The following is a 4728-nucleotide window of genomic DNA, read 5'->3' on the forward strand; positions in this document are numbered from 1 at the left end:
CCACCTCGTGCTCGCGGGCGTAGCGCCGGGTGCTCGGCGCGGCGCGCAGCGGGCCGTGCCGGTTCGCCGGCGGCGCCGGCGTCGGTGCCGGGGCTGCCGCGACTGATGCCCCGTGTGCCGGGGCGGCGGCCGCCGGCTGTGTCGGTGCGGTGCTCGCCGGTGGCGCGTGCTTTTCGCCGGAGAACTGCTGCGCCGGTGGACGCTCGGCGTCGAACACGGCCAGGATTTCGCCGACCCTGACCGTCTGGCCGACCTGTGCCCCCAGCTGCTCCACCCGGCCGCTGCACGGCGCCGGGATCTCGACCGTCGCCTTGTCGGTCTCGATCTCGCACAGCACCTGGTCCTCGTGCACCTGCTCGCCGGGCGCCACGTGCCAGGTCAGCAGTTCGGACTCGGTGATGCCTTCGCCGACGTCGGGCAGGCGGAACTCGAATCGCATGGTGTTCTCCTCGAAAAAATGGCCGGCAGACGCCTGCCGTGGCGTCTGCCGGCGCGCCGCGCGCGTCATCTGTGTGTGGTGCGCTGCGCGAACCACGGAGGGTGGAGCCCTCCCGTCGCACCGCGGCGTCGTGCCCCGGTGCCCGTGCGTGTTCAGAACCGGTATTGCAGTACCGATTCGATGCCGTGACGCACCCGTCGCGCGTCGGGCAGGTAGTAGTCCTCGGTCTGGTTCTCCGGGAACTGCACGTCGAACGCCGTGACCCGCCGCACCGGTGCCTTCAGGCAGTCGAACACGTGCTCGGTGACCAGCGCCGACAGCTCCGCGCCCAGGCCCAGCGTGCGCCGTGCCTCGTGCACGATGACGCAGCGCCCGGTGCGGCGCACCGAATCGAGAATGGTCTTCACGTCCAGCGGCGCCAGCACGCGCAGGTCGATCAGTTCCGCGTCCACGGCCATGTCGTCGATGGCCTGCTGCGCCACGTGCACCATGGCGCCCCAGGCCAGCACCGTCACCTCGCGGCCCTCGCGCACCACGCGCGCCTTGTCCAGCGGCAGGGCGTAGGGCGCGGTAGGTACCGGTTCGCGAAACGCGCGGTACAGGCGGCTGTGCTCGAGGAACACCACCGGGTCGTCGCAGCGGATGGAGGCGGCCAGCAGGCCCTTGGCCTCGGCCGGGGTGCTCGGACACACCACGCGCACGCCGGGCGTGTGGATGAGGTAGGACTCGGTCGATTCGGAGTGGAACTGCAAGGGCTTGATGCCGCCGCCGAACGGCGTGCGGATGGTCATCGGCACCGACAACTGTCCGCCCGAGCGCTCGCGCACGTTCGACATCAGGCACACGAACTGCCCGAAGGCGTTGTACAGGAAGCCCAGGAACTGGATTTCCACCACCGGCCGCTCGCCGCGCATGGCCATGCCGACGGCGGCGCCGATGAGGCCGTTTTCCGACAGCGGGGTGTCGATGACGCGTTCGCCGCCGAAGGTGTCGTACAGGCCCTCGGTGGCGCGGAACACGCCGCCGATGGGGCCGATGTCATAGCCCATCACGCGCACGGCGGGATCGCGCGCCAGTTCGTCGCGCAGTGCCGTGTTGACGGCCTGCACCAGGTTCAGGTCGGTGGTGTCGGTGACCGGATCGATGCCGGGCGCGTTCATTCCAGGGTCTCCGGGTCGATGGCGGTGTACGGGTTGGCGTCGTTCAGCTCGGCCGCCAGTTCCCGCTGCTGCAGGCGCAGGTGCCAGCCGGGGTCGCCGAACAACTGACTGTCGAACATGGTCATCGCGTCCGAACGCGGCAGGGGCAGGGCGCGGGCCGCCGCGGCCTGCACTTCGGCCAGGCACTCGGCCTCGTACTGTTGGCGCAGGGTGTCGGAGTACAGGCCGCGATCGGCCAGATAGGCCTCGAAGCGCGGGCGTGGGTCGAACTGCTTCCAGTGCTCGGCCAGTGCCTGGTCGCGGTACACCTCGGCGCTGTCGGACGTGTTGTGGTCCACGACACGGTAGGTGACGGCCTCGATCAGCGTCGGACCCTCTCCGGCGCGTGCGCGATCCACCGCCTCGCGGGTCTTCTGGTACATGGCCAGTACGTCGTTGCCGTCGACCCGCTCGCCGGGCAGGCCGTGGGCCAGTGCCTTGTGGGCGAAGGTGGGCGCGGCGTGCTGGCGGTGTGCCGGCGTCGAGATGGCCCACTGGTTGTTGTGTACCACTACCACCAGCGGCGCCTTGAACACGGCGGCGAAGTTGAGCGCGTCGTGGAAGTCGCCTTCGCTGGTCGACCCCTCGCCGGTGAAGGCCAGGGTCACGATGTCGCGGCCGTTGAGCTTGTCGGCCATGGCCGAGCCGGCGGCATTCAGCACGTTGGTGCCCAGAATGACGCCATAGGGCGTGAAGGTGACGCCGGGCGGCGTGTCGAGCGGCAGGTGTTCGGCGACGGTCTCGGGCGCCCCGCCGCGCAGGATGGCCAGCGTGCGGTCCATCGGCACGCCCCAGTACAGGTGCGCCGCAAACTGCCGGTAGGACGGAAAGCACCAGTCGCCGTCCCGCAGCGCCGCGGCGGCGCCCAGGCCCACCGCCTCCTCGTAGGTGGACTGCGCGGTCACGCTCAGCTCGCCGCGCCGCTGCATGCGGATGGTGTGCGTCTCGTAGGCGCGTGTGAGCACCAGCGTGCGGTACATGCGCAGCAAGGTGGCATCGTCGAGGTCCGGTGGCTGCCCCAGCAGCGTGCCATCGGGTGCCTGGATGCGAAAAAAGGTCTCGTCGGGGGCCTGTTCGGCCCACTTGTGCTGTCCCATCGGTGCCTCCTCTACTGCCGGCCCGAACGACCGGCCGGCCTATAATGCCATCGACTAATCCATCGCCCCCGGGCATCGACCCGGGGCATCGACCCCGGGGGCGGCGTCCGTGCCGCGCCATCTGACCAAAGGACCCACCATGATCGAGTCGCCGCTGTTACCGCACCTGGACGCCTACATCGACGGTCGCTGGACCAAGCCGGCCTCGGGCAAGACCTTCAAGGTCATCAATCCGGCCACCGGCGATCACCTGGCCGACGTGGGCTCGCTGAGCCGCGACGAAGTGGTCGCCGCCATCGAGTCGTCCAAGGCGGCGCTGCGCACGCCGTCGAGTTTCGAGCAGCGCCACGCCTGGCTGACCGGCATTGCCGACGCCCTGCGCGAGCACCGTGAGGAGATCGGCCGCATCCTGTGCCTCGAGCACGGCAAGACCTGGAAGGAAGGCGCCGCCGAGGCCGACTACGCGGCCGGGTTCTTCGCCTACTGTGCCGAGCACCTGGACCTGCTCAAACCCCGCACGCTGGACGAGAAGCCGCGCGGCTGCAGCTGGACCGTGCAGTACCGCCCGGCCGGCGTGGTGGGCCTGATCGTGCCGTGGAATTTCCCCATCGGCATGATCGCCAAGAAACTGTCGGCCGCCATTGCCGCCGACTGCGCCAGCATCATCAAGCCGGCTTCCAAGACGCCGCTGACCATGCTGGCGCTGTTCACGTTGCTCGATCGGGTGGTCAAGCTGCCGGCCGGGCGCGTCAACCTGGTGATGGGGTCGGCCGGCATGATCGGCGACACGCTGCTGAGCCACCCGGATGTGGCGGTGGTGAGCTTCACCGGTTCGACCGAGGTCGGCCGCGAGCTGATCGAGAAGAGCGCGCCGCAGGTCAAGCGCCTGACGCTGGAGCTCGGCGGCAACGCGCCGTTCATCGTGTTCGAGGATGCCGACCTCGACCACGCCGCCGATCAGCTGATGGCCAGCAAGTTCCGTGGCAACGGCCAGACCTGCGTGTGCGCCAACCGCGTGTACGTGCAGCGTTCGGTGGCCGACGCGTACCTGGAGAAGGTTGTCGAGCGGGTCAAGAAGCTCAAGCTGGGCAACGGCATGGAGGCGGATACCGACATCGGTCCGCTGGTCGACCGCGCCGGTTACGAGAAGGTGCGCCAGCACGTCGAGGACGCCGTGGCCAAGGGCGCGCAGCTGTTGGTCGGCGGTGGCGCCAAGCCGCTGGATGCGGAGTGGGGCGGTTTTCATCCGCCGACGGTGGTGCGCGGGGTGACGCGCGACATGGCCTGCTGGCGCGAGGAGACCTTCGGCCCGCTGGTGCCGGTGGCGGAGTTCGACGGCGAGGCCGACGTGCTGCAGATGGCCAACGATACCGAGTTCGGCCTGGCCGCCTATGTGTTCACGCGTGACGAGGCGCTCGCCCAGCGCGTCATCGGCGGCCTGCAGTTCCAGCACGTGGGCTGGAACACCGGCTCCGGGCCGACGCCGGAGGCGCCGTTCGGCGGCATCAAGCAGTCCGGCTTCGGCCGCGAGGGCGGCGCCGAGGGCATTTACGAGTTCGCCGAGGCACAGACCGTGCCCCGCGGCGCCTGAGCAGGCGTCGGCGGTTCGCCGTGTGGTCGTCATGGCCGGCGCCGTCGGGCGCCGGCCATGCGGCGTGCGCGGTACCAGTTTGTTCATCCCGGGTGCAGCATGACTGAGCGTTTCACCGGCACCGACCGTTACGTTGCCACCGAAGAGCTGACCCTGGCGGTCAACGCGGCCATCACCCTGCAACGCCCGCTGCTGATCAAGGGCGAGCCGGGCACCGGCAAGTCCATGCTGGCGGTGGAGGTGGCGCGGGCGCTGGGCAGGCCGCTGATCGAGTGGCACATCAAGTCCACCACCAAGGCCCAGCAGGGGCTGTACGAATACGACGCGGTGGCGCGCCTGCGCGACTCGCAGCTGGGCGACGCGCGGGTGCACGACATCCGCAACTACATCGTCCAGGGCAAG

The 4728-nt window shown here is 69.8% G+C and carries 5 protein-coding genes; 2 read left to right on the top strand and 3 right to left on the bottom strand.

The genetic code is table 11. The features are described from left to right. The 3 genes from ABYX71_RS10550 to ABYX71_RS10560 form a co-directional block, all read right to left on the bottom strand. A partial coding sequence (locus tag ABYX71_RS10550; RefSeq protein ID WP_372696458.1) for a biotin/lipoyl-containing protein occupies positions 1-439 on the bottom strand: 439 nt, incomplete at its 3' end. A 152-nt stretch (positions 440-591) separates the two neighbouring features. Further along, positions 592-1599: an alpha-ketoacid dehydrogenase subunit beta gene (locus tag ABYX71_RS10555; RefSeq protein ID WP_372696459.1), complete on the bottom strand. Its 1008-nt coding sequence runs from the start codon at positions 1597-1599 to the stop codon at positions 592-594. After that, complete coding sequence (locus ABYX71_RS10560; RefSeq protein ID WP_372696460.1) at positions 1596-2735, bottom strand: thiamine pyrophosphate-dependent enzyme; 1140 nt, start codon at positions 2733-2735, stop codon at positions 1596-1598. Before ABYX71_RS10560 ends, ABYX71_RS10555 begins: the two co-directional genes overlap by 4 nt. Before the next feature lie 139 nt (positions 2736-2874). On the opposite strand from ABYX71_RS10560, the gene ABYX71_RS10565 reads away from it, so the two are divergent. Both ABYX71_RS10565 and ABYX71_RS10570 read left to right on the top strand, forming a co-directional pair. Continuing rightward, positions 2875-4326 (top strand): NAD-dependent succinate-semialdehyde dehydrogenase, encoded by a 1452-nt coding sequence (locus tag ABYX71_RS10565; RefSeq protein ID WP_372696461.1) that lies wholly within the window; start codon positions 2875-2877, stop codon positions 4324-4326. Between the two features lie 99 nt (positions 4327-4425). After that, a partial coding sequence (locus tag ABYX71_RS10570; RefSeq protein ID WP_372696462.1) for an AAA family ATPase occupies positions 4426-4728 on the top strand: 303 nt, incomplete at its 3' end.

Origin of the sequence: Immundisolibacter sp. (assembly GCF_041625615.1) — a bacterium.
Lineage (GTDB): Bacteria > Pseudomonadota > Gammaproteobacteria > Immundisolibacterales > Immundisolibacteraceae > Immundisolibacter.